The organism is Priestia sp. RMT2NF4, from assembly GCF_047872835.1.
GTDB lineage: Bacteria > Bacillota > Bacilli > Bacillales > Bacillaceae_H > Priestia > Priestia zanthoxyli.
In genome coordinates this window covers 1,155,010-1,174,653 of the sequence record NZ_JBLQZO010000001.1, presented here as the reverse complement: position 1 = coordinate 1,174,653, position 19,644 = coordinate 1,155,010, and the positions used below count along the sequence as shown (strand labels likewise).

Below are 19,644 nucleotides of genomic sequence, written 5' to 3'. Positions count from 1 at the left end.
AGGTTAACTGAAAGAATATTCAAAAAAATTACAACAGCACCTTACCTAGGATTTGTGAACATTTTATAACGAATTGGTGATAGTTCTTGTGAGATTGAGTGAAAAAGGAGTACACTTACTAGGAAAATAGATCGTGTTCGGAAACGTCTACATAAAAACATTTTTGGATATGATGAATGAAAAAAGAAAAAAGAGATAGGGAGTCATAAATATGAAAAAAATAATAGGTTTACTTTTAGCATGCTTTTTAGCTGTCCCGACAGTTAGTTTTGCTCATACACATGTGCAAACAACAGTACCGGAAAATGGTGCAACTGTTACAGCTCCTCTAAAAGAAATTAAATTAACCTTTGAAACACCCATCGAGAAAATCAGTACTGTGACCATTACAAAAGATGGACAAAAAATTTCACTTGCATCGCAAAAAGTAGAGGGGCATGATTTAATAGCTTCTGTTGATCAGCCTCTTGAAAACGGATCTTACGCAGTAAACTGGGAAATTGTAGGGGAAGATGGTCATGTAATGAAAGATTCGATTGCTTTTAAAGTAGATGTGAAAGATGAAGCGAAAGAAGAGAATACTCAAGCAGCCGGAAAAGATAGTGAAAAAAAGCAGGGCGCCACGCAATCCGAACAGCACCAAAAAAGTGCAGCAGCAAATGATGAAAAAACAGAGAACAACGATTCTTCATCGTTTTTTGTTATCGTGATTATTGCTATTGTAGTGGTGGTTGGCGCATTACTCTTAATCTTCAGAAAGAAAAAGGCTTAAAAAGATGAGTGTTTTGTTGCCTGTTTTTGAGTGGTTCACATACGTAGCTCTTTCCTTATTATTAGGATTTGCCGTACTGCAATATGTGCCCCTTACAAAAAAGCCAACAATTTTATTATCAAAGCGATGGCTACTTGCAAGTGCAGCGGCTGTCGCTCTTTTTTCGGTTGGAAATTCGCTTGAGATTATTTTATCTTTTTCAAAAATAAGAGGGTTAGGTGAAACAGTTCGTCTTGTATTATTGGAAACAAGAACGGGACACGCCTGGATCTTTGTTGTACTGATTGCTATTTTATGTATGGTTGCTGTTTCAATAGAGAGCCACCCCCATATGTATACATTACTGACTGTAGCCTTAGTGGGAGGAATCGCCTACGCAAGTCACGCAGCATCCGCTTCTGTGCTTAGCGGCATGTTGTCTCATTCCCTTCATATTTTAGCAGTTGGACTGTGGGGAGGAGTGGTTCTGATTGTTGCCGCTTTTTCAAAAGAAACCTCCAATTGGAAAAGTTTCTTAAGCTGGTTTACTCCTTTTGCGATCGCTTGTTTTGTGCTTCTTTCATTAAGTGGGTTCATTTCGATGGTTATTATCATGGGGCTGTCCAACTATGTAAATTCATGGGCTACAGATTACGGGCAATCTCTTTTGTTAAAGCATATTACGATTATTCCGCTGCTTGCATTTGCCGTCATCAATGGCTTTCTTATGAAAAAAGCGATAAAACATCCAGAATATAAGCCCGTGATGTGGATTCGAGCAGAAAGCATTATTTTGCTTATCATTTTTTTATTTACAGCTATCATGGTAACGCAATCGCCGCCAACTAATATAAGTCATATGGCAATGGATTCATCGATTCTTCCTTTTATCTATGGGAAACAAGTGACGCTGCCTCTAACGTTTCACGTAACGATTGTAGGAATCCTATTCTTATTTGTTGCACTGCTGTTTTTTGTGTATTTACTTGTTTGTTTTTACAAAAAGACAGTATGGCTCAGCGTATTAAGTGCGGGTTTGTTTGTGTTTGCTTTTTATATTGCGATGATGACAAGTATTCAAGTCTAAAAACAGTGAGAAATATCTCACTGTTTTTTTATTAGCCATTAAAAGTAGTGTTATCTCTCGGGCCATTTCTCGGAGAAGGGGGCATCGGCATTTGGGAACTAGAACCGGAGCCGGATGTAGAGCCGCTTGGAGGCGATATATTTCCTGCGTTTCCAAAAATAACGATCCCGCCAGAAATTGTGCCAATAGAAATAGATTTAATATAAACAGACATCCTTATTCAACCTCTCATCTAGTAAAAGAATTCAGTGTACCATAGTATATGACCAGCTTGTCATTTTTGTATAGACGAGTTTAAAAAATAGGTAAAAGCTTAGAAGTTCAGGTTGAGAAAGGAAATGGTGTAAAATAAGATAGAACTTTGAAGGTAAAGTGTTGATATCACCTATTAAAAGAAGTAGAAAGGAACTAAGATGAATACGCAAAAAGGAATTCATTTTTCATTTAAAAAATTATGGTTGCTAACGAACCCTCCGACAGGAAAGCTACTCATTTCGTTTATACTGGCCTTAATTAATACCGGAGCGTCGCTTTCTATTCCTCTTGTCATTAAAGAAGTGATGGAGAAAATTGCAGTAGGCGTCTCACCGCAGCTTATAGCAGGACTCCTTGGTTTATTTGCTGCTCAAATGGCAACAAGCGCAGTATCTCTTTATCTCCTTGCTCAAGTAGGCCAAGGTGTTGTAAAAGAACTCAGACATAAAGTGTGGAACAAGCTCATAAAGCTTCCGGTTTCATTTTACGACCAAAATCGTTCCGGTGAAATGGTAAGCCGCATTACAAATGATACAACCATTGTGATGAACTTATTGTCAACAGAAATGATTGACTTTGTTAAAAATATTTTATCTATTATCGTTGCCATTGTTATTTTATTTACGCTTGATGTACCCATGACGCTCATTTTATTAGCGGTTATTCCCGTTATGTTTGTACTGGTTATGCCGCTAGCGAGAAAAATACATAAAATTTCACGTGAGCAGCAGGATAAAATGTCCAAGCTTACAGCTTTTTTAGCTCAAATGCTGAGTGAAATCCGCTTGATTAAAGTATCCGGTTCAGAGAAAAAAGAAGTTGATTCCGGCTTACAATCGTTTCAGTCACTCTACCTCTTCGGTGTAAAGAGAGCTAAAATTGAAGCTATCATTACACCGGTTATTAGCACGGTGATGACCGCTGTTATGATTGCCATCGTCGGGTTTGGTGCATACCGGGTGAGTGAGGGATTTATCACTGCAGGAGAGCTGGTGGCTTTTGTTCTTTACCTTTTTCAAATTATGGTTCCGGTTGGTTCACTTACCCGATTTGTTACGAGCTTTCAGCAAACTAAAGGAGCTTCAGAAAGAATCTTTGATATATTAGCTGAGAAAGAAGAGAACTATGAAAATGGAGAAGTGCTTGAACAGGTAGGGAGTTTAAGGTTCGATAAAGTTGCTTTTCAATATGAAGATAAACCCGTATTGCAGGAAGTTTCATTTTCTGCTAAAAAAGGAGAAGTTACCGCTTTTGTTGGACCTAGCGGAGCTGGAAAATCTACTGTTTTTTCTCTTATCGAACGCTTTTATGAGCCTTCATCGGGTCACATATTCTTGGATGGAACAGACAGTCAAAACGTCAACTTACGTTCGTGGCGTCACCTATTTAGCTATGTTCAGCAAGATTCTCCGATTTTAGCAGGAACAATTCGAGAAAATCTCATTTACGGATTAGAGCGGCATGTGACGGATGAAGAAATAGAAGAAGCAGCAAAGTTAGCGAATGCTCATCATTTCATTCAGTCCTTTGAAGCTCAATATGAAACAATGATTGGAGAAAGAGGTATTAATCTCTCAGGAGGACAGCGACAGCGTATTGCAATTGCCCGAGCGCTGTTACGAAATCCTCAGTTTTTATTACTGGACGAAGCGACAGCTAGCTTGGACTCCGAGTCAGAAAAGCTTGTGCAAGAGTCATTGGAGACAGTAATGAAAGAACGCACATCACTCGTCATTGCCCATCGTCTATCTACGGTCATTAATGCAGACCAAATTGTTGTAATAGAAGAAGGGCAAGTTACAGGAAGCGGAACGCATAAAGAGCTGTTAGCCTCTCATTCTTTTTACCGGCGTTTGGTAGAGCAGCAGTTTCAAACATCCCTATAGAACAAACAAAAAAAGACTGCTTTCGAGCAGTCTTTTTTTAGTTTATTTATTTAGCTTTTTAACTAATTCATCACCCATTAACTCAGAAGAAAAAGGATCTCGGCTTGTGACAATTTGATCATTTGCCCAAACAGCATATGCTTTTTTATCCATCTCAGGGATGTAATTAGCCACTTCACGAAGTTCTTGTTCTAAACTGTATGGTAAAAAGGGAAGTACTTCTTCCGGTTCAATTTCATCAGGATAACCGGTTACGTCTAGTCCTTTAATTAAAAGTTCATCATCGGATCCTTTCAAGAAAGCAAACACAGAAGGTCCGTGACACTCAGCTGCTAAAATACCTCCGTTGTCGTACACTTTGTTCATAAGTGCATGCAAGTCCACATTTTTTGCTAAGTCAAACATAGCGCCGTGGCCGCCTACTACTAAGATAACGTCATAGTTCTCAGCATCTACTTCTTCAAGTTTCATTGTCTGATCCGCTCTTCCTGACTCATATAATTTCTTATACGTTCCGTCTGGATCAAAGTCTTCTGAAATACTTCGAACGTCTAGTTCCGGCTTACCTCCAAAAGGTGAGGCTAAGTCAACGGTGTGTCCTGCGTTCTCAAGCTTTTGCAGCGGAGCAAATAATTCTTCTGCCCACCAACCTGTGTGATAATCTTTCTCTTCGTATCCGCTTGATAATACAGCTAACACTCTTGCCATGTTTATACCTCCTAAATGATGTAAAACGTATAGTGATACATATCATGTATTCATTGTGAACTGTACCCTATATAAAAAAACTTTAAACAATGGCAAGTTATGAAAAGGTAGCGTGAATCATAAACAAAACCAAAAAAGAGATAGCAAATTTAAGATGCCACTTTTTATCTGTACGCTTATAGCGCTTCACGCCCATCACGAGCAGACAAGCTAGAACAGCCATCGTGATAATTCCTGAAAAGTACGTAAAATTTGCTTGAAATCCTTTTATCAAAGCCATATAACCATGTAAAATAATCAAAGCAGTTGATATAAGGGCAACGGGAACGTGCCACTGACGAACGTACTTGGCTAAAAACTGAATAAGCGGTTTTAACTCAAACTTTCCTTTTTTAATTTGCGATATCGGTTTCCATTTTAATAATAAAAAGATAGGATAAATAGCTAAAGCTGCAAAGAAACCAATTCGTGCGATAGAACCAAGCTCTTTAAAATTCCCTTCGTATATTTTAGAATCAAGCGGAAGGGAATGTTTATAAATAGGGACGTAAATAAGCCCTGCTACAACTAGTAAAAAAGAGATAGTAAAGATAAAGATCACTTTTTTACGCTCACTTTTATTTTTGATTAACGTCTGTAGCCATGATTTTTTAGCTGGAGATTTAGCGGAATTCATTTTCTTCCTCCTTGGAAAAAACTAGTTAGTATCAGTATGAACTTTTTTTCTTAAAAAATCTTTAAAAATCCTTCTTTTTTAAAAAAATTCATTTTTTTCTTTGCAATACGCGTTATAGTTAAACAAAGGGTTTAAAAAGGAGATGAATACATGAAAAAAAGAATAAGTATATCTATAATCAGTCTTTGTTTACTTTTAACAGCCTGTGGTCAGGAACCTGCTCAAAGCACAAATGCTGAGCAGCCAAAACCGTTGGACGTAAACCTTCAAGGCCCAGAGAAGTTACAGAAAAATGAAAACGGTATCTACAAAGCCGAAGTTACATATGGAGACGAAAAAGTAAAAAATGATGACGTTGAAATGATTGAATTTGAAATAGAGAAAAAAGATGGCGAAGGGAAAGGGAAGATGTTAAAGCCTAAACAAATAGGAAAAGGTGTATATGAGATACAAACATCTTTCTCTGAGCCTGGCACATATACCGTGCAGTCACATGTTTCTGCAAAAGGGACGCATAACATGCCTCTTATAACCGTTACGGTTAAATAAAAGAAGTCAAGGATGCTAATTCCTTGGCTTCTTTTCGTTTAGTATGTCCGTTAAATTCCCATTCTACAAGGGGAAAAGGTTATTAGGAATAGGATGATGTTTTCTATCATCAATTAAAGTAATGCACTGAGCCAGCTGTTCAATCCCTCGTTTGATCGTATTCTTATTTACTTGTGAGATGCTTAATCGGAGAAGCGTGTCTCGTTTATATTCTGGTAAAAAAAATCTAGAAGCATCATCAACATATATGTGCTGCTCGTTTAGCATGTGGACGATCTGTTTTGCTTTCACATGCTCAGGCAAACTAATGGATAAATAGAATCCTGAAGGCGGCTTAGAAAAATGTGTATGAGCGGGCAGCAGTGAATCACATGCTTCTACAAGAGTTTGCATTTTGGTATGGTATACCTCTTTTATCTTTTTAAGATGACTAGTAAACATGCCGCTTTTTAAATAAATTTCAAGAGCGCCTTGGGAAAGCGCTGAACTATTAAAATCTGAACTGAATTTATATCGTAAAAAGTTGCTATTCATTAACGAAGGAAGCACGATAGCAGCAATGCGTAACCCAGGAAGAAAAATTTTTGAAAAGCTTTTAATATAAATGACTCGTCCAGAAGGATTAAAAGAAAATAAAGGATCTGATTTTGCATCGGGATCAAGGTCGCCCAAAAAGTCATCCTCGACTATATATACATCGTATTTTTCGGCCAGCTCCACGATTTTTTTCTTCTCGAAATTTGTATAACAATGTCCAAGAGGATTATGGAATCTTGGAATAATATAGAAAAATTTTATGTCATTATTTCGAGAAATGTACTCCAAACGATCAAGATCAATCCCTTCCATCGATAGCTCGATCCCAAAAGTAGTAGCTTGGTGCAGGGTAAGAGACTCGATAAAACCGAAATAAGTGGGCTGTTCAATCAGGATATTATTTTTTCCATTTGGAAATGGCATAGAAACTAATAAGTGAAGAGCTTGCTGAGACCCAGATACAACAACTAACCTTTCAGCTTGAGTGAACACCTGTAGGCTCTGCAAGTGTTTCACTAACTGTACCCGCAATGAGTAAGAGCCTTGTTGATCAGAGTATGTAAAAAGCTCTTCTTTGTAGTGTTCAATTGCTTGGTTTATACAATGCTGAAATTCAAGATAAGGCATAACGTTTTTATCTGGACCAGCAGACAAGAAATCAATCACTTCATTTTCATTCGTCCTATGTTGAAATTCTGCCACAACGTAGTAGCCGCTTTTAGGAACAGAATAAATTAAATGCTCTTTTTCTAATTCGCTGTACGCTTTAATAACGGTATTCTTGCTGCACGAAAAATGGTGGGAGAGTCGGCGAACAGAAGGGAGTTTACCACCTGCAATAAGCGATCCATTTGCTAGGCCAAGCTTAATTTCTTCCATGATTTTTAGATATTTCAAACTCATAGGTCCTACTCCTTTAATTTGTACCCGTACAGTTAGGTAAAAGAATGATTTATTTTACTAGTTGTCCTGCGCTATCCTTTTAATTATATCAGAACTTTTTTTAGAAAAATGGTACAGTTCTGAAAAATAAAAAGACAGGGGTAGGGTAAGATGCAAAAAGAAACGAGAGAGAAAATCGGCTTATTGTTAGGGGTAGTAGGCGTTATCTGTTTTAGCTTAACCCTTCCTTCTACAAGTGTTGCAGTCGAGTATTTCGGAACGACAGTCGCCGGTTTAGGAAGAACAGCTATAGCTGCTATCTTAGTAGCTGTGATATTGATTGTACGAAAAGAAAAATTTCCTTCTCTTCGCCAATTTAAAAGTCTGCTGATCGTTGCTTTAGGCGCAGTTTTAGGGTTTCCTCTGCTCACTTCCTGGGCAATGAAATCATTGCCTGTTTCTCACGGAGCGGTTGAACTCGCTCTTTTACCATTAGCCACAGCCGGTTTTGCGATGTTTAGAGGAGGTGAACGTCCTTCTTTCAAATTCTGGATATCAAGCATGATTGGTTCTGCAGCTGTTATCGTGTATGCTCTTCACCTCGGATTTGGTCAACTGCAGTTTGCCGATGCCGCTCTACTAGCAGCGGTGCTGATACTTGGACTGAGCTACGCAGAAGGAGGGGTGTTAGCAAGAGAATTAGGCAGCTGGCAGGTAATTGCTTGGGCCATTATCATCGGTGCGCCATTTTTTATGATTCCAGTGGGACTAAGCATTACAGCTGAAATGCTTCATGCGCCTTTAAAAGCGTGGGTTAGTTTGATTTATCTATCAGTCGTGAGTCAATTTTTAGCATACGTTGCTTGGTACAGCGGGATGGCTATGGGGGGAATAGCCAGAGTTAGCCAGGTTCAATATTTGCAGCCATTTTTAATGATTCTGTTTGCAGCTCTATTTCTAGGCGAATCAATTACACTTTTTACTCTTGCTATAGCAATAATTGTTGTCTTTTCGGTTGTGCTAGGCAAAAACGCCTCGGTATCAAAAAAAGAAGTGCATCCCCAGAAAATGATGAATAAAGACGCTTAACTAATATGTAAATTTGTTACATTAAAACAACATGCTCTATTTCCTTTAGCAATCGGCAGGTTCATTCAGTCTCCTGTTTTTCTATGTAAGTTTCAAGAGCCAAAAGATAAGAAATGAATGAATTTCCTATGTAAAAAAGGTATATAACGGTTTTTTTTCACATAGGTTGAACATTATACAAGAACTTGTACACCGAAAAAATACAATTAGACAAATAATTCGTATTGGGCTTGTCATATACATAGAGAGAAGAGGTAGTGATGAAAAAGGACGGGAGATAGAGGAGATAACGAGATGAACACTTTTTTGAAAGGAACGTTTATTCTAGCAGGTGCTGCCTTTGCAGGAGAGTTAATTGAATTTCTTGTAAATATGGTACTTGCTAGAGAATTAGGAAGGGAAGGCATGGGCATGTACATGACTGTTCTTCCTATCATTTTTCTTATTGCCACCGTAGCCAACTTAGAACTGCCTATTTCTATTTCTAAATTTCTTGCTGAACATCATCGCAAAGAACATCAGCATATGATGAAGCATGCCACCATTTTTGCGACTGCTGTGAGCTTGGGGATCTTTTTTATTACACTGGCCGTATTAGCAGCCTTTCCATTTTTCAGTCACTATCATCCTTACTTGAAATGGGTTGTACTATGTTTCATTCCGGTTGTTTCATTTTCAGCGGTGCTTCGTGGATATTTTACGGGTAAAAATAATATGACGACCATCGCTGTGTCTAATTTTATTCGCAAAGCCTTTCAGCTAACTATTTTATTTGTTGTTTTTCAAATGTTCGCTTTCACAGATGTTAAAATGTCTCTGTTTATTGCGATTTGTACACTGATTGGAACCGAAGCTGTTATTTTGCTTTATTTTTTTATCACGTATGTTACTCAGTTAAGTGTTTTATCAAGAGGGCACAGGCCTCTGCTTTCTCCAAGTGAGATTCGGAAAAAGCTGTTAGGCGTCTCACTTCCGACCACGGGACTGCGTTTATTTAATGCGGTATGTAATGCTATTCAGCCGTTTTTAATCAAACACGCGCTCGTTTTATCGGGCATGACGTTAACCGGGGCAACGCAGCATTTTGGTATGCTAACAGGGGTAGCGATGTCGATCGGCTTTTTTCCGGCTTTCTTTGCTCACTCTCTTTTAGTAGCACTCATACCTGCTGTATCTGAAGCTCATGCGAAAAATCAGGAAGAACAGCTTCAAAGACTTTTGACTCAAAGTATGCAAATGACATTTTTATATGGGATTCCGTCTATAGTGGCGATGTATTTCTTTGCTGAGCCGCTTACTAACTTGTTTTTTCATTCTACAGAAGCCGTGTACTATCTAAAGGCTTTATGGCCGTATTTTCTTTTTCACTTCTTTGCCGTCCCGCTTCAAGCTTATTTAATTGGACTCGGCTATGTAAAAGATGCTTTTTATCATACGATTTGGTCTCATATTGTCTCTTTTTCCCTGATGTTTTTCTTAGGATCACAAACAAATATTGGCATGCAGGGCATTATTATCGGGATGAACTGTGGCGTGGTTGTTTTGACCGTTCTGCATTATGTAACGATTTGCAAAGTCATTAACGTTTCCTTTTTTTCACTTAAGCATAAAACGCATTTATCTTAAAAAAACCTCCAACAGTGAAGTTGGAGGTTTTTTGGTTACCAGTTATTCATAATTGAGCTAAACAGTGTAGCAGGGTCTTGTCCGCCGCCGCCTGATAAGTATTTCGTTGTTTGCGTAGAATTAGCATTATCAAAGCCAGCGTGGATAGAAACGACTGCATCATCGGTATACCCGACAAACCAAGCATCTTTGACGTCGTTGGTGGTACCGGTTTTACCTGCAGCATCTCGTGAAGAACGAGCGTTAACACCTGTTCCATAGCTTTTTTCAATTACGTCTTGCAGCATGGATGTCATTGTATCCGCATTTTCTTCACTCATTACTCGCTCTGTCTGAATGTCTGGCTTTTTCACTTCACCGTCGCGCATCTCAATTTTTCGAATTGCGTACGGCTTAGTCATGACGCCTTTGTTAGCGAAGGTTGTATATCCTTGTGCTAACTGAAGGGGAGAGAACGTTGTCGTCGTTCCTCCAAGAGCAAGTCCTAATTTTGACTTATCGTCATCTTCAAGAGGAAGTCCAGCTTTTTCCATGAATTTTACGCTTGTATCAATATCAATTTGTTTTAAAAGCCAAACAGCTGGAACGTTAAGTGAACGAGTAAGTGCTTCACGCATTGTCACATGCTTTTGATATTCACCTTCTGCGTTTTTAGGGCTATATCCACCGCCAAAGTCTTGTCGTTCGTCACTTAAGAGTGAAGTTGGTGTATAATCTCCAGTTTCTAATGCTGGACCGTATACGGCTAAAGGCTTAATAGCTGAACCAAGCTGATAGCCGCTTGTAGCACGGTTTAAGCCGTTTCGCTCATAGCTGCGTCCTCCATACATCGCTGAAATCCCGCCTGTTTTAGGGTTGACAGCTGAAATCCCAACCTCTACTTTGCTGTTGATGTCATCATCTCGGAACGTATGATTTGCTACAGAGTTATTAATCGATTCCTGTAAATTAGGATCTAAATCTGTATAGATGGCATAACCACCCTTATAAAGGTCATCAGCAGATACGCCATATTGTTGAGCAGCTTCTTTAATTACATAATCAATAAATGCTTGATTTGAGTTCGGTTTTTTAACCGGAATACTAGGCTCGACTACGCGTTCGTTTAACGCTTGCTGATACTGAGTATCGCTAATAACGTTTTGGTCATGCATCAGTTTCAATACAACGTTTCGTCGGGCTGTTGCTTTTTCTGTACTATTGCTTGGTGAATACGTACTCGGCGCTTTTGGGAGTCCTGCTAAAAGCGCAGCTTCGCCTACGGTTAAATCTGATACAGGCTTATTAAAATAAATCTGAGAAGCTGCACCAATACCGTATACACCGCTTCCGAAATAAATTTGATTTAAATATAATTCCAAAATTTGATCTTTTGTAAATTGTCTTTCTAAGCCTAGTGATAGAAACATTTCATCTACTTTACGTTTAATGGTCTTATCACTAGATAAGTAAAGGTTTCTTGCTAACTGCTGTGTAATGGTACTTGCGCCTTCAGCTTTACTCATTGTTACAATGTTCTTAAAAAGGGCGCGGCCAATACCTTGTAAATCAATCCCAAAATGCTTGTAAAAGCGACGGTCTTCCGTTGCAACAAACGCCATTTTTACATAATCGGGAATTTCATTGCTCGAAACATTTTGACGGGGAACGGTTTTATACAATTCGTCAATCTTACGGTCATTTTTGTCATAGACTACCGTACTTTGAACCGACTGCAGTTTCGAGTAAGATAAATCAGCCGTTTGCTGAAATTGCTTTAATACATAGGTAACTCCTAGCATTACAATTAAAACAACGACTAAAAAGGCTAAAATAAATTTCCTCATGTTGGTTCACTCCACTAAGTAATAATTCCATGTTCACACATAGCTACATTCTTCGTCTTTACAAGGTCGTTATGTAAAGAATGCTGAAGTTTGTTGACCCATTCAATCTTTTAACAAAGAGATGGGTGATAAAGTATTAACGTTTAAAAGCTGACGCGCTAAGTTTAATAAAGGCTATTATTCAAGTGCAGGTAAGTTTTTAGGGTATAAGATGATTGACATAAATAGCTCTTTACGCAGTTATTTTTTGCTTACTCGCAGATGCTTCGTTTTTTTATTAAACTGAAACAAAGTGAAATACAATCATCTGAACTTAGTTTACCCATAAATTTGTGTTTGTCAAATAAAGTCGTATAAAGCACCATTCGGGGCTTTGTTCCCCTTTATGAAAAACCAAGGGGGTATTTTACGTTCTGTTTCTCATAGAAAAAAGTTGTTATAACACGTATAAGAAATACGATTTAGTACGCTCGGGTATAAATGCTGATATCTGTTGAAAGTAACGAAATAAAGAAAAAATTAACTAATTTATCAGACTAGGGCACTTTTTATACGAAGGAGGACGGGCGAGTTTTAATTATTATCCACCTTTTGACGGGAGCACTTAGATAAAAGTGGAATATTTCTTTACCCGCTGTAAGTCAAACGAATTAAATACCTAGCTGCATATGAGTAATGGCCATATGAAGTTATTCAGTATTATGTGATACTGCCAGCAAAACATACAGGTATTTCTTTGACAGTAGTTCCTTTACAAATGCTTCGAAAGTTCTTATAATAAAATTATCTTTAATTCGAGATATTTAAAAGGAGTGGATATACGTGAAACATATTTTTAAAAAAGGAACGGACGAGACGAAACCGACTTTATTGCTGTTGCATGGTACAGGAGGTACAGAACAAGATCTGCTCCCTGTTGCAGATATGATTGATTCCTCTTGCTCCGTATTATCTGTAAGAGGAAATGTACTAGAAAACGGAATGCCCCGTTTCTTTAGACGTTTACAAGAAGGAATATTTGATATAGAAGATTTAATTGAACGTACAAAAGAACTTCATCAATTTTTAGATGAAGCGGCTGAAACATATTCATTCGACCGACACAACATCGTAGCTGTAGGCTACTCAAATGGTGCCAATATTGCAGGAAGTTTGCTGTTTCATTATGAGAATTCTTTAAAAGGGGCGGCTCTTCTTCATCCGATGGTTCCAAGAAGAGGAATTGAAGTGCCTAAGACCGACGCCTCTATCTTTATCGGCGCAGGTACAAACGATCCTATTTGCCCAGCATCAGAAACGGAAGAACTTTCTGCTCTTTTAGAAAAAGCCGGAGCGGACGTACAGGTCCATTGGGAATCATTTGGACATCAGTTAACACGAACAGAAATTGAAGCAGCTGAAAAATGGTATCGGTCAAAATTTTAATTTCAAAACTTTCCGCACTCGTGCGGGAAGTTTTTTTATTTTCAAAAAACAAGGACAGTTATCATACAAAAGATAGATATAAATGGTAAAAAGTACTTTTTTTACTGAATGAAGGGAAATTTTATGATATCATTTTATTTCCGGTATATCCTTGCAGAACAGCTATTTTTAGGTAAAGTATCAAATTATTTTAAAATTCCTGGCTTCTATCACAAAAAAATGAAACCAAAGTCTGAGTAAACCGTTATAATAAATGCAGGATTTAAATTCAAAAGGATGGTTAAAAGCATATGACTCGTTTTTTTATTGTTTTACTTTTCGTTCTAATGGTTATATGTGTATATACCATTATTTCGCAAACCCTTTACCGTCGCTATCATTCATCAGTCATAATAAAAGGGGCAAAAAAGCATAAAATAGCTATAACATTTGACGATGGGCCTCATCCTGTTTATACGCCAAAAATTTTGGACTTGTTCAAACTGCATGAAATGAAAGCTACTTTTTTTATTGTGGGAGAACTAGGGGAAAAACACCCGTCTATTTTAAACAGGATGATTGATGAAGGACATGAAGTAGCTATACATCATCATCGTCACGTGAGTGCATGGACGCAAACACCTTGGCAATTAAAAAGACAAATTCATCAATGTGCACAGGTTATAGAGAAAGTAACAAATCAAAAGCCGCTTTTTTATCGTCCGCCGTGGGGACATTTAAATATGAGCAGTTTATTAATGGCCAAGCCATATCACCTCGTGATCTGGACAGGAATCTTTCAGGATTGGACACTAAAAACAACGAAAACGGCATTAGTTCAAAAACTAATGCGTAAAGTAGAAGATGGAGCCATTTTTGTTTTACACGATAATGGAGATACCCCGGGAGCAGATGAAAAAGCACCTGAAATGACGATTGCGGCGTTAGAAGAATTTTTACCTTACTTAAAACAGCAAGGGTATGAAAGTATAACCATGCAGCAATTGATGAATCAATCGTAAATAGAGGAGCGAGCAGTGGACTTAACAATTATTTCTCAGTATATACATTCCTATGGTTATATTGTTATTTTACTTGTACTTTTTTGTGGGATCGTTGGAATTCCAGCGCCTGAAGAATCATTTTTAATATTATTAGGCATGTTTATTGCCAAACATCAGCTGAACTTATACGAATCATCTCTTTTTGCTTTTTTAGGTGTTATAACTGGAATGCTTACTGCTTACGGGCTAGGAAGGTATGCGGGAACCCCATTTTTTGATAAATACGGAAAATACGTAGGGTTAACCAAAGAGAAAATTGAAGCGGCAAGCGGCAGCTACCATAAATATGGGATATGGACCATTTTATTTGGTTTATATATTCCAGGCTTACGTCAAATTAGCCCATATATGGCAGGAATAAGTCGCTATCCGTTTTTGCTTTATTTGCTGTTATCGGTGGTAGGCAGTCTAGTATGGGTCCTTTCTTTTCTCGTTCTAGGTTACTATGTAGGAGACCGGATTCATATTTCGTATATCATTATGGGAGCTGTAGCTTTTTTTGTTATTTATTTACTTATAAAAAGAAAAAGAAACCGAAAACGTCTTGAGAGGAGGGATGGTCAATGAGGAAGGTTCTGTTCTTGCCGCTTTTTCAGATGCCATCTGGTCATCACCAAGTAGCAGACGCCGTTATGGATGCCATCATGGAACGTTTTTCTCACGTTATTTGTCAAAAAATTGATTGTTTAAGCTATTGGAGCAAACCGCTTGAACAAATGATTTCATCGATATACATGAAATGGATTTCTGTTTTTCCAAAGCAGTTTGAAAAATTTTATTACGGGCATGTATACAAAAAAAACGACCATACGATGGATGATTTTGTCGTGAAAAAGTGGCCGATTATCGAATATCATATGAAGAAATTAATTGATGCAGAGCAGCCCGACGTCATTGTTTGCACACACAGCTTTCCTTCCTGTGTATTAAGCGGCTTAAAAGAAAAAGGAATCATTGATCTTCCTATTATAAACGTATACACCGACTTCTTAGTAAGCGACGTATGGGGTAAAAATGGAATCGAGCTTCACTGCGTGCCTGATCAGGATACGAAAGCATTTCTACAAAACGTTCACGGTGTAAAAGAGTCTTCTATTTATGTAACGGGCATTCCCGTTCATAAAGCGTTTTTAAAAAGACGGATTGACCATCTCATGCCACAGAAGCATATCCTGATTGCCGGCGGAAATTCGGGCCTTGGGAATGTACGCAAAATGCTTCAGCAGCTTCCGCAAAACTGTACGTATATGTATTATGTGCTGTGTGGAAAAAATAAAAAGTTGTATCAAGAACTAGTGAAACTAAACCACCCGAAAGTTAAAGCGGTCCCGTATGTAAAATCAAGAGAGAAAATGAATGATTTATATGAAGGAGCAGATGCCATTGTCACAAAAGCAGGAGGCGTTACAATTAGCGAAGCCCTTCATAAGAGACTACCTATTTTTATTCATTCATCTCTTCCCGGTCAAGAACAAATTAACATTGAATATCTAAAAGAAAAAGAGCTGCTGATACCGCTTAATGATGCTGAAGCCTTTGAACAGCAGCTTAAGAACATTTTAGAAAATGATGTGAAACGAAACCGGTTGATAAAACGAATGGACGAATATGTAGACAGCTTAGAAGTAAAAGTAGATCGCGTGCTTGCAGATCACTTTAAGCTGTATCGATATGAGACAAGTCAAAATCAATTTTAAGCAGAACATTGGTTATTTCTTTTTACATTCGATAAACTAACTGTAGATATAACATCTGTAGAAGGTTAAATGAAGTAAAAGGAGATTATAATATGAACTCAGTTATTGAAACGATTTTAAATCATCGTTCTATTCGCAAATATGAAGACAAACCATTGTCGGAAGAGCAAATTCAGACGATTGTAGAAAGCGCACAGGCAGCTTCCACATCAAGCTATATTCAAGCGTACTCCATTATTGGAGTAAAAGATAAAGAAACGAAGCGAAAGCTTGCCCAATTAGCAGGAAATCAGCCTTACGTAGAAACAAATGGACACTTCTTTGTATTTTGCGCTGACTTTCATCGTCATGATGTCATTGCAGAAATGGAGAAAAAAGATTTATCGACAGCGCTCGAAAGCACAGAGCAGTTCATGGTAGCTATTATTGACGTTGCCCTTGCTGCGCAAAATGCAACGCTTGCTGCTGAATCAATGGGACTTGGAGCTTGTTATATTGGCGGTTTGCGTAACGAATTAGAAGAAGTAAGCAAATTGTTAAAACTGCCTCATCATGTAATCCCGTTATTTGGTCTAACGGTTGGACATCCAGCGGGTATGACGGATAAAAAGCCGCGCTTACCATTTAAACATGTGTATCATGAAGAAACATATGAGCCAAACCATGAGCAGACGAAAAAAGAATTAACGACGTATAACGAAGAAATTTCTGCTTATTACAACGAACGAACAAATGGCAAACGCCAAGACACATGGACTGGTCAAATGGCTGAAATGCTTTCCAATCCTAAGCGTATGTATATGAAAGAATTTGTTGAAAAGCAAGGATTTAATAAGAAATAAAAAGGCTGGGACACAAGTAGTTTAGCCGAATTGAAAAGCGAACCGCTCATCAGAATCTTTGATGAGCGGTTCGCTTTTTTTGTTATGGTGAACATAGGTTTCATTTATGTAGTTCCTTCTAGCAGTTGACTGGATTCATTTCCAACCTCTTTTTTGTTACGAAAAAAACTTAATATACCCGTTAAAGGGTCAATAAAAAAGAAGAGGCATAGCCAGCAATGATAGAGAAATTTAACTATTTTGGTTAAAACAACAATAAAAAGCAGTAAAAAGTAGAAACGTTTCATCATATAGCCAAATTATCAGAAATATTACGTTTAAACGTTCCTTTTTGTTAAGTTTTGTAATAAAAGTAGCATAGCTCTGTAACGGCTGTGAAATGTGAGGATGATATCATTCAATCATTGAGTAAATAAGGAGGTATTCGTAATGAAAAAATTTATATTTACTCTAGGAACAACAGCAATCCTTTCAGCGGGATTTGTAGGTGCAGCTTCTGCTTCTACAAGCGGAACGTATCACGTAGAAAAAGGTGATACGTTATGGAAAGTCGCTCAAAAGCACAGCGTGAGCGTAGACGAGCTAAAAGATGCAAATAACTTAACATCTAATATTATTTATCCAAATCAAGAATTAAACGTAGCTACTATAAAAGAAATGACGCACAAAGTTCAGCAAGGAAATACATTATGGTCCATCAGTCAGCAATACGGCGTGACGGTAGATCAAATTAAAGAATGGAACGGACTGAAGTCAGATTTAATTTATCCTGGCGAACAACTAAAAATTCAGTCTCCAAACGGCCAAGCTCAGCAATCAAGCCCTTCAGTAGCCCAAGCTGCTCCAGAAACTCAGCAAGCTCAAGCGCCGGCTGAACAAACTCAAGAAGAACAGCAGCAAGCTCAAGCTGAACAAGCTCAAAAAGAGCAGCAGCAAGCTCAAGCTGAACAAGCTCAAAAAGAACAGCAGCAAGCTCAAGCTGAACAAGCTCAAAAAGAACAGCAGCAAGCTCAAGCTGAACAAGCTCAAAAACAACAACAACCTGCTGAATCGTCACAACAAGCCAGCGGCAAATCAATGACAGTTGAAGCAACTGCCTATACGGCTAATTGTGCTGGATGTAGCGGTACAACTGCTACAGGAGTGGATTTAAAAGCAAATCCAAACCAAAAAGTAATCGCTGTTGATCCTAGTGTTATTCCGTTAGGTTCGAAAGTTTATGTAGAAGGCTATGGTGAAGCTGTAGCTGCCGATACAGGTGGAGCAATTAAAGGCAATCGAATCGATGTATTCGTTCCTTCTGAAGGTGATGCTCAACAGTTCGGAAGAAAATCTGTTAAAATCACGGTTATGAACTAAGAAGTTCTTTATAAAATTGCTAGTCTAGTATAGAAATACATAGCTAGTAAAACAAAAGAGGTGCCTTATGGCACCTCTTTTTACTTTATAATACGCTTTGCGCCCGCATAGCTGTTTTTCCAGTACGCTGTTGAAAGTGATTGCGTTTTAACGCCTTTGCTGCTGACATAAATGAATTCTTGTTTGTCTAGGTAAATTCCTACGACTGAAACGGATTTGCCGTTTTTAAAGAAAACTAAATCTCCAGCCTGCAGACTGTTTTGCTTTACGTCCGTTCCGCTTTTATACTGATCTGCTACTGTACGGGGGATAGAAATATTCGAGCCCGCGTTTTTATATACATACTGTGTGTACCCCGATACATCAAAACCTTTTGGTGTCGTGCCTCCATATTTATATGGCTTTCCGATCAGTGTTTTAGCATACGATACAATTTGCTGCTGTTTTGTACTAACAGAAGTTTGAGGTGCTGGAGCCGGCGAAGGTGCGCTTGCACTTTTCACTTTCAGCACTTGTCCAACTTTTAGCGCATCTGTTTTTAAATTGTTTAATTTTTTTAATTCAGCTACCGTCATGCCGTACTTTTTAGCGACTGCTGTAAGCGTGTCTCCTTTTTTCACCGTGTAGGTGCCATTGCTATCAGCGGGTGTAGATGGAGCTGTTGGTGAAGGTTGAATATCTTCATCAAGCAAATAACTCATATTTGCGCTAAACGTTACTTTTCGCTTCGTTTTATAGCTCTTCGCTTTTTGCTGAAATTGCGTATTGTATGCGTTGATTTCTTTTTCAAAATTTGCAGAGATCTTATTAAATTCCGCGTCACTTACATCTCCATACGCATAGTCTTCAAGATCCACAATGTAATTGTAAAGAGCAATTAAGCTGTCATATAAATACCCTTGAAGCTGATCAGCTTCTGAATTAAGATGATTCATCGCGTAATTTTTATCGGTCTTTGTTAGAAACTGGTCAATTTGATCTGCAAGCTGATCATATGCGGCTAACGCTTTTTCGTCATCTTTTATTCCTTCAATTTCTTTTAGCTTTTTTTCTACGGTTTTATAAAATGGTGCGTAATAATCTGCTAGCGAATTAACGTCTTTTTGATAAACGCTGACAGAAGAAGCAGCATAAGCAGAGTGACTAAAAACAGGCGTTGTCACCGATGCTCCTACTAAAACGGATGCCGCTATAAATGGTACAAGTAGTTTCTCTTTTTTCATTTGTAAAGTCCCCCAAATATCCAAATAATAGTATAGCAGATAGATTATACTATATTAGGTTATAAAAGAACTAGTACTTTTCCTTTAATTTCATATTTTTTAGCAGTTTGCGTACCTGATAGAAGATAATCTAAGGAACAAAGGAAATATGTGATACAATGTACAAATATTCAGTTAAAAAGG

The 19,644-nt window shown here is 38.0% G+C and carries 17 protein-coding genes; 12 read left to right on the top strand and 5 right to left on the bottom strand.

The features are described from left to right. Nucleotides 1–211: 211 nt before the first annotated feature. From ACMX9J_RS05980 to ACMX9J_RS05970, 3 genes are all read left to right on the top strand, one after another. A complete protein-coding gene (locus ACMX9J_RS05980) occupies nucleotides 212–772 on the top strand; it encodes a copper resistance CopC family protein (protein WP_416225536.1) in 561 nt (186 codons plus the stop codon). Between the two features lie 4 nt (nucleotides 773–776). Continuing rightward, nucleotides 777–1,838, top strand: a complete 1,062-nt coding sequence (locus ACMX9J_RS05975; protein ID WP_232217049.1) for a copper resistance D family protein — start codon at nucleotides 777–779, stop codon at nucleotides 1,836–1,838. Between the two features lie 413 nt (nucleotides 1,839–2,251). Beyond that, nucleotides 2,252–3,979: an ABC transporter ATP-binding protein gene (locus tag ACMX9J_RS05970; RefSeq protein ID WP_340843443.1), complete on the top strand. Its 1,728-nt coding sequence runs from the start codon at nucleotides 2,252–2,254 to the stop codon at nucleotides 3,977–3,979. 42 nt (nucleotides 3,980–4,021) lie between these two features. On the opposite strand, the gene ACMX9J_RS05965 is transcribed toward ACMX9J_RS05970, so the two are convergent. Then, nucleotides 4,022–4,687, bottom strand: coding sequence for a type 1 glutamine amidotransferase domain-containing protein (locus tag ACMX9J_RS05965; RefSeq protein WP_028412803.1), 666 nt, complete (start codon nucleotides 4,685–4,687; stop codon nucleotides 4,022–4,024). A gap of 97 nt (nucleotides 4,688–4,784) precedes the next feature. Further along, complete coding sequence (locus ACMX9J_RS05960; protein WP_028412804.1) at nucleotides 4,785–5,363, bottom strand: hypothetical protein; 579 nt, start codon at nucleotides 5,361–5,363, stop codon at nucleotides 4,785–4,787. Between the two features lie 150 nt (nucleotides 5,364–5,513). Between ACMX9J_RS05960 and ACMX9J_RS05955 the strand changes: the two genes are divergently transcribed. Continuing rightward, entirely contained in the window at nucleotides 5,514–5,912 is a 399-nt protein-coding gene (locus ACMX9J_RS05955) for a FixH family protein (protein ID WP_034270096.1), read from the top strand. Nucleotides 5,913–5,975: 63 nt separating this feature from the next. On the opposite strand, the gene ACMX9J_RS05950 is transcribed toward ACMX9J_RS05955, so the two are convergent. Continuing rightward, entirely contained in the window at nucleotides 5,976–7,352 is a 1,377-nt protein-coding gene (locus ACMX9J_RS05950) for a PLP-dependent aminotransferase family protein (protein ID WP_416225535.1), read from the bottom strand. A 150-nt stretch (nucleotides 7,353–7,502) separates the two neighbouring features. On the opposite strand from ACMX9J_RS05950, the gene ACMX9J_RS05945 reads away from it, so the two are divergent. Continuing rightward, on the top strand, nucleotides 7,503–8,420 hold the full coding sequence (locus ACMX9J_RS05945) for a DMT family transporter (protein WP_028412807.1): 918 nt from the start codon (nucleotides 7,503–7,505) through the stop codon (nucleotides 8,418–8,420). Between the two features lie 294 nt (nucleotides 8,421–8,714). Further along, nucleotides 8,715–10,046, top strand: a complete 1,332-nt coding sequence (locus ACMX9J_RS05940; RefSeq protein WP_013057669.1) for a polysaccharide biosynthesis protein — start codon at nucleotides 8,715–8,717, stop codon at nucleotides 10,044–10,046. Nucleotides 10,047–10,081: 35 nt separating this feature from the next. On the opposite strand, the gene ACMX9J_RS05935 is transcribed toward ACMX9J_RS05940, so the two are convergent. Then, nucleotides 10,082–11,872, bottom strand: coding sequence for a transglycosylase domain-containing protein (locus ACMX9J_RS05935; protein ID WP_416225534.1), 1,791 nt, complete (start codon nucleotides 11,870–11,872; stop codon nucleotides 10,082–10,084). An 822-nt stretch (nucleotides 11,873–12,694) separates the two neighbouring features. Here ACMX9J_RS05935 and ACMX9J_RS05930 point away from each other — a divergent pair. From ACMX9J_RS05930 to ACMX9J_RS05905, 6 genes are all read left to right on the top strand, one after another. Next, the gene (locus ACMX9J_RS05930; protein WP_033579450.1) at nucleotides 12,695–13,297 is read left to right on the top strand and encodes an alpha/beta hydrolase; all 603 of its coding nucleotides are present in this window, start codon (nucleotides 12,695–12,697) and stop codon (nucleotides 13,295–13,297) included. A gap of 290 nt (nucleotides 13,298–13,587) precedes the next feature. Next, nucleotides 13,588–14,298, top strand: a complete 711-nt coding sequence (locus tag ACMX9J_RS05925; protein ID WP_034270087.1) for a polysaccharide deacetylase family protein — start codon at nucleotides 13,588–13,590, stop codon at nucleotides 14,296–14,298. Between the two features lie 15 nt (nucleotides 14,299–14,313). Next, nucleotides 14,314–14,907, top strand: a complete 594-nt coding sequence (locus tag ACMX9J_RS05920; protein WP_028412811.1) for a DedA family protein — start codon at nucleotides 14,314–14,316, stop codon at nucleotides 14,905–14,907. Then, nucleotides 14,904–16,037, top strand: coding sequence for an MGDG synthase family glycosyltransferase (locus tag ACMX9J_RS05915; RefSeq protein WP_028412812.1), 1,134 nt, complete (start codon nucleotides 14,904–14,906; stop codon nucleotides 16,035–16,037). The genes ACMX9J_RS05920 and ACMX9J_RS05915 overlap by 4 nt, the downstream gene beginning before the upstream one ends. Before the next feature lie 92 nt (nucleotides 16,038–16,129). Beyond that, on the top strand, nucleotides 16,130–16,879 hold the full coding sequence (nfsA, locus tag ACMX9J_RS05910) for an oxygen-insensitive NADPH nitroreductase (RefSeq protein WP_028412813.1): 750 nt from the start codon (nucleotides 16,130–16,132) through the stop codon (nucleotides 16,877–16,879). Between the two features lie 429 nt (nucleotides 16,880–17,308). After that, nucleotides 17,309–18,238 (top strand): 3D domain-containing protein, encoded by a 930-nt coding sequence (locus ACMX9J_RS05905; RefSeq protein WP_047750571.1) that lies wholly within the window; start codon nucleotides 17,309–17,311, stop codon nucleotides 18,236–18,238. 80 nt (nucleotides 18,239–18,318) lie between these two features. Here the strand turns inward: ACMX9J_RS05905 and ACMX9J_RS05900 are convergent, their stop codons facing one another. Then, the gene (locus tag ACMX9J_RS05900; protein WP_176343847.1) at nucleotides 18,319–19,461 is read right to left on the bottom strand and encodes an NlpC/P60 family protein; all 1,143 of its coding nucleotides are present in this window, start codon (nucleotides 19,459–19,461) and stop codon (nucleotides 18,319–18,321) included. Nucleotides 19,462–19,644: the final 183 nt, after the last annotated feature.

Excerpts from the sequence above, each read along its gene's own strand:
- ACMX9J_RS05965 (WP_028412803.1), bottom strand. The coding sequence starts at position 4,687 with ATGGCAAGAGTGTTAGCTGTATTATCAAGCGGATACGAAGAGAAAGAT.
- ACMX9J_RS05950 (WP_416225535.1), bottom strand. The coding sequence starts at position 7,352 with ATGAGTTTGAAATATCTAAAAATCATGGAAGAAATTAAGCTTGGCCTA.
- ACMX9J_RS05960 (WP_028412804.1), bottom strand. The coding sequence starts at position 5,363 with ATGAATTCCGCTAAATCTCCAGCTAAAAAATCATGGCTACAGACGTTA.
- ACMX9J_RS05935 (WP_416225534.1), bottom strand. The coding sequence starts at position 11,872 with ATGAGGAAATTTATTTTAGCCTTTTTAGTCGTTGTTTTAATTGTAATG.
- ACMX9J_RS05925 (WP_034270087.1), top strand. The coding sequence starts at position 13,588 with ATGACTCGTTTTTTTATTGTTTTACTTTTCGTTCTAATGGTTATATGT.
- ACMX9J_RS05980 (WP_416225536.1), top strand. The coding sequence starts at position 212 with ATGAAAAAAATAATAGGTTTACTTTTAGCATGCTTTTTAGCTGTCCCG.
- ACMX9J_RS05975 (WP_232217049.1), top strand. The coding sequence starts at position 777 with ATGAGTGTTTTGTTGCCTGTTTTTGAGTGGTTCACATACGTAGCTCTT.
- ACMX9J_RS05970 (WP_340843443.1), top strand. The coding sequence starts at position 2,252 with ATGAATACGCAAAAAGGAATTCATTTTTCATTTAAAAAATTATGGTTG.
- ACMX9J_RS05905 (WP_047750571.1), top strand. The coding sequence starts at position 17,309 with ATGAAAAAATTTATATTTACTCTAGGAACAACAGCAATCCTTTCAGCG.
- ACMX9J_RS05900 (WP_176343847.1), bottom strand. The coding sequence starts at position 19,461 with ATGAAAAAAGAGAAACTACTTGTACCATTTATAGCGGCATCCGTTTTA.
- ACMX9J_RS05955 (WP_034270096.1), top strand. The coding sequence starts at position 5,514 with ATGAAAAAAAGAATAAGTATATCTATAATCAGTCTTTGTTTACTTTTA.
- ACMX9J_RS05940 (WP_013057669.1), top strand. The coding sequence starts at position 8,715 with ATGAACACTTTTTTGAAAGGAACGTTTATTCTAGCAGGTGCTGCCTTT.
- nfsA (WP_028412813.1), top strand. The coding sequence starts at position 16,130 with ATGAACTCAGTTATTGAAACGATTTTAAATCATCGTTCTATTCGCAAA.
- ACMX9J_RS05915 (WP_028412812.1), top strand. The coding sequence starts at position 14,904 with ATGAGGAAGGTTCTGTTCTTGCCGCTTTTTCAGATGCCATCTGGTCAT.
- ACMX9J_RS05945 (WP_028412807.1), top strand. The coding sequence starts at position 7,503 with ATGCAAAAAGAAACGAGAGAGAAAATCGGCTTATTGTTAGGGGTAGTA.